A 3,506-nucleotide genomic window follows, 5' to 3' on the forward strand; every position below is an offset into this window, starting at 1 on the left:
TGTCGCGTAGCCCTTAATTGTGAGATGAGAAATCCAACGAAATCAACGGCCTTGCTTTGCCCTTAAATATGATATTTTGCCTTTAAATCCGATATTTTTGCCCTTAAACCTGAGACAGGGTTCGCAGCTTCGTGTGGCAAATATTGATGGATGATGATCGCGAAGACTTCGTTGCCGCTGGTGCTGAGGAGGCGCGCAGGGCGGCCGTTCTGCGTCCGCTTGTTCAGGCATATCTCAAAGGAACTGGCAGTCTGGAAAGTGGCATCAATGACGCCGTTTGGGAGCTTGGTGTCAGCAGGGCGACTGTCTGGCGCTGGATAAAGCGTCTGGCCGAAGAGGGTGGGCGCACCAGCGCGCTGGCTTCTCGGAAACGGGGCCGCCCGACTGGTACAACCTTGATATCCGGCAAGGTGGAAGCGGTGATCGAAGAACATCTTCGCCGTTATTTCTTACGGCGGGAACGCCCAAGCCTGTCGCGCATCGTGACAGAAATCCGAAGCGCGTGCTGGCAGCAGGGCTTGCAACCGCCGACACGTCGGACGGTTCAGCGCAGGCTGGATGCAATGGATGCCCGTGAAATTGCCAAGGCACGCGAAGGCGCAAAGGCGGCCCGCCAGAAATTTGCGCCGGTCGTAGGCGACAACAAGGCAAACCGGCCACTGGAGGTCGTGCAAATCGACCATACGCCTGCGGACATCATTCTCGTCGACAGTTTTGAACGCAAACCAATTGGGCGGCCTTGGGTCACGCTGGCGATCGACGTCGCAACGCGGATGGTGACCGGATATTACACCTCTCTCGAGGCACCTTCGCGTCTGTCGGTGGCGCTTTGCCTGACACAGGCTGTGGCCCCCAAGGCGGAACTTCTGGCGGAATTGGTGCGCAATGTTCCTTGGCCCGCGCAGGGTAAACCGCATAGCATCCACGTCGATAACGGGCGCGATTTCCGGTCGCATGCCTTTCGGTCGGCATGTGCGGAATGGGGGATCGATCTGGTCTATCGGCCGCCAGGCAGTCCTCATTTCGGAGGGCACATCGAACGATTGATCGGCACGATGATGGGGGCCGTGCACCTGTTGCCTGGAACAACGCAATCCTCGGTCGTGGCCAAGGGCGACTATGACGCCGAGGGCATGGCCACGATGACCTTAAGCGACTTCGATCGCTGGTTTGCTCTGGAAATCTGCCGCTACAACAACAGCATTCATTCAAGTCTTGGCTGCACGCCCGTTGCCAAATGGGAGGCGCTCTCAGAGCAAATGATGGGCGATATCCCCTTCGAGATTGAAGCCTTTCGGGTGAGCTTTCTGCCAAGTGAACTGCGCAAGGTCAGGCGTGACGGCATCCATCTGTTCCAGATACGGTACTGGTCCGATGCGCTTGCAGGCCACATCGGGCGCGGGGATGGAAAGGTGGTCGTCCGCTACGACCCTCGCGACCTCTCGGTGATCTGGGTCGAACTGGATAATGACCGATACGTCGAAGCTCGGTACCGAAACCTGGAAATTCCGCCTGTGTCGCTCTGGGAATATCGCGAAGCCATGAGGAATGCCCGTGCCCTTGGCAAGTCCGGGTCCAATGAGCTGGTCCTGGCTGAGCTGATCCGACAGCAACGCCAAATCGAGTCTGAAAGCCGGAGCCTGACGAGGGCCGAACGCCGATCCCGTGAAAGAAAAGGGACATTGGAGGGCGCCAACTCGGCCGTCTCAACAACCGAAGGGCTGCGCGCGATCGATACGGGTGATACATCGCGCCCATTGTTCAAGGTGGAGAGATGGTGAATTGAGGGCAGGAAAAACAGAGGAAGACGGTCGGATCACCCTCATTCAATCGGATATCTGGATTGGCTTTCCGCGGGCCGAACAAGTTCTGGACCGTTTGCAGTGTATGATCGAAGCGCCAAGGCAAACCCGTATGCCTGGCCTTCTTGTGCATGGCGCGTCCGGGATCGGAAAGACGATGATCGCCCGCAATCTTTCGCGCAGATATGCACCGGAATATGACCCAGCATCGGGAATTACGCGAACGCCGCTGTTACTGTTACAAGCACCACCAGCTCCCGACGAACGACGGTTCTATCTGCACATCCTGGCGACCGTCGGGGCACCGGCCACGGCACTGAGCGCGCGCGCTCAAAATGTGGCCTCCCTCGAAGTCCGTGTCGTCGCGCTCTTGCGCGACCTTGGCCTGCGGATGATCATGATCGACGAAGTCCACAACCTCTTGGCCGGGACCCACCGCGAACAGCGCCGCTTTCTCAATGTTCTGCGGTATCTCAGCAATGAACTCGAAGTGTCGCTGGTCTGCCTGGGGGTCAGCGAGGCCGTCGATGCCATCCGTGGTGATATCCAGCTTGCCAGGCGGCTGGACGAACATCACCTTCCAAACTGGCGCGACGACGCCGAGTTCTCGGACATGATCCAGACACTCATCGCGGCAATGCCCCTCGAGAAGAAATCCAATCTGAAGGTCAAGTCACTAAAGCAGATACTTGCGCTGACCGGCGGGGTGACCTCGCGCATCTTCGCCCTGATCAAGGATCTTTCCATCGACGCCATTGTCACAGGTGATGAATGCATCACCGATGACGCAATCGCAAAATGGACGCCGGTTTGGTCGCGCCATGCGAACCCCCATCGGCGGCTCGAGAAGTCCGGGGTGTGAAGCCGCACCCGCTGCCCAAGACTGTCGCGCCGCTGCCCGACGAGTTGTTGTCAGGTTGGTTGTCTAGGCTGGCGGCGGCCAACTACTGTGATGATGCGGAACTACTGGCTCATCTCAGAATCGATACCGCGCATGGCACCGCCTTGAACTTCAACGTCGACGCGGCTGCGGCGGCGAAGATTGCCAACGCCGCACGGATTGACCCAGATGTTGTGCGATCTTTGACCTTCCCAGCAATGACGACACGAGAAGCCTCGCTGACGGCCCAGATACCATTCCAGCATTGCCTGCAATGTTCCAGAGAGGGCCTTTCGCTCAAGCATTGGAGGCGAGCCTGGGCATTCGACTGCCAGGTTTGTGGGACGAGACTTGTGCCGACGCTCGGCAAGGCCAGTGGCGAACAGATGCCCGAAAAGCTGATAAATCGTGCGCGCAACGGCGCCGCGCGGCTTGAATACGCCGCGCGATTACGCAGCTCCAAGCAATTTCGGCGCGCAATGCGCGCGGTCACCTTTGCCATATCATTAAAGGCCTTCCGCGGAGATCCGTTATACGCTCTTCAGGGCCACAGGCTGGAAGTAAGGCTGTTTTGCCTTGCTGCAATTGATGCAGCCCAATCCCGTCCACTGGTCAAAGCGGCCATCTCAAGCTCCGGCATCGACGACTATGCAAGGGTTGCTCTATTGCGCGCCTTCGATAAGGAGCCACGTCTGCTTGCCGCGGTCGATTACATCGCCCGGCAGCGCGCGAAAAGCATAGGCGCGATGGCAGTGGAATCTCATAATTAAGGGCAAAAAATATCCCCGAACGCGTCGTGTCTCAGATTTAAGGGCAACGCGACA

The 3,506-nt window shown here is 58.2% G+C and carries 3 protein-coding genes; all 3 read left to right on the forward strand.

Translation table 11 applies throughout. From position 1 onward, the window contains the following. The first annotated feature begins 146 nt into the window (after window positions 1–146). Genes KJP28_RS19765 through KJP28_RS19775 form a run of 3 tightly spaced genes read left to right on the forward strand, consistent with a single transcriptional unit; the run spans window position 147 to window position 3,452 of the window. Window positions 147–1,781 (forward strand): Mu transposase C-terminal domain-containing protein, encoded by a 1,635-nt coding sequence (locus tag KJP28_RS19765; protein ID WP_024099411.1) that lies wholly within the window; start codon window positions 147–149, stop codon window positions 1,779–1,781. Continuing rightward, entirely contained in the window at window positions 1,741–2,664 is a 924-nt protein-coding gene (locus KJP28_RS19770) for a TniB family NTP-binding protein (protein ID WP_235872058.1), read from the forward strand. The genes KJP28_RS19765 and KJP28_RS19770 overlap by 41 nt, the downstream gene beginning before the upstream one ends. After that, a complete protein-coding gene (locus KJP28_RS19775; protein ID WP_007803196.1) occupies window positions 2,661–3,452 on the forward strand; it encodes a TniQ family protein in 792 nt (263 codons plus the stop codon). The genes KJP28_RS19770 and KJP28_RS19775 overlap by 4 nt, the downstream gene beginning before the upstream one ends. The last annotated feature ends 54 nt before the right edge of the window (window positions 3,453–3,506 follow it).

Source organism: Maritimibacter dapengensis (genome assembly GCF_019218265.1).
GTDB lineage: Bacteria > Pseudomonadota > Alphaproteobacteria > Rhodobacterales > Rhodobacteraceae > Maritimibacter > Maritimibacter dapengensis.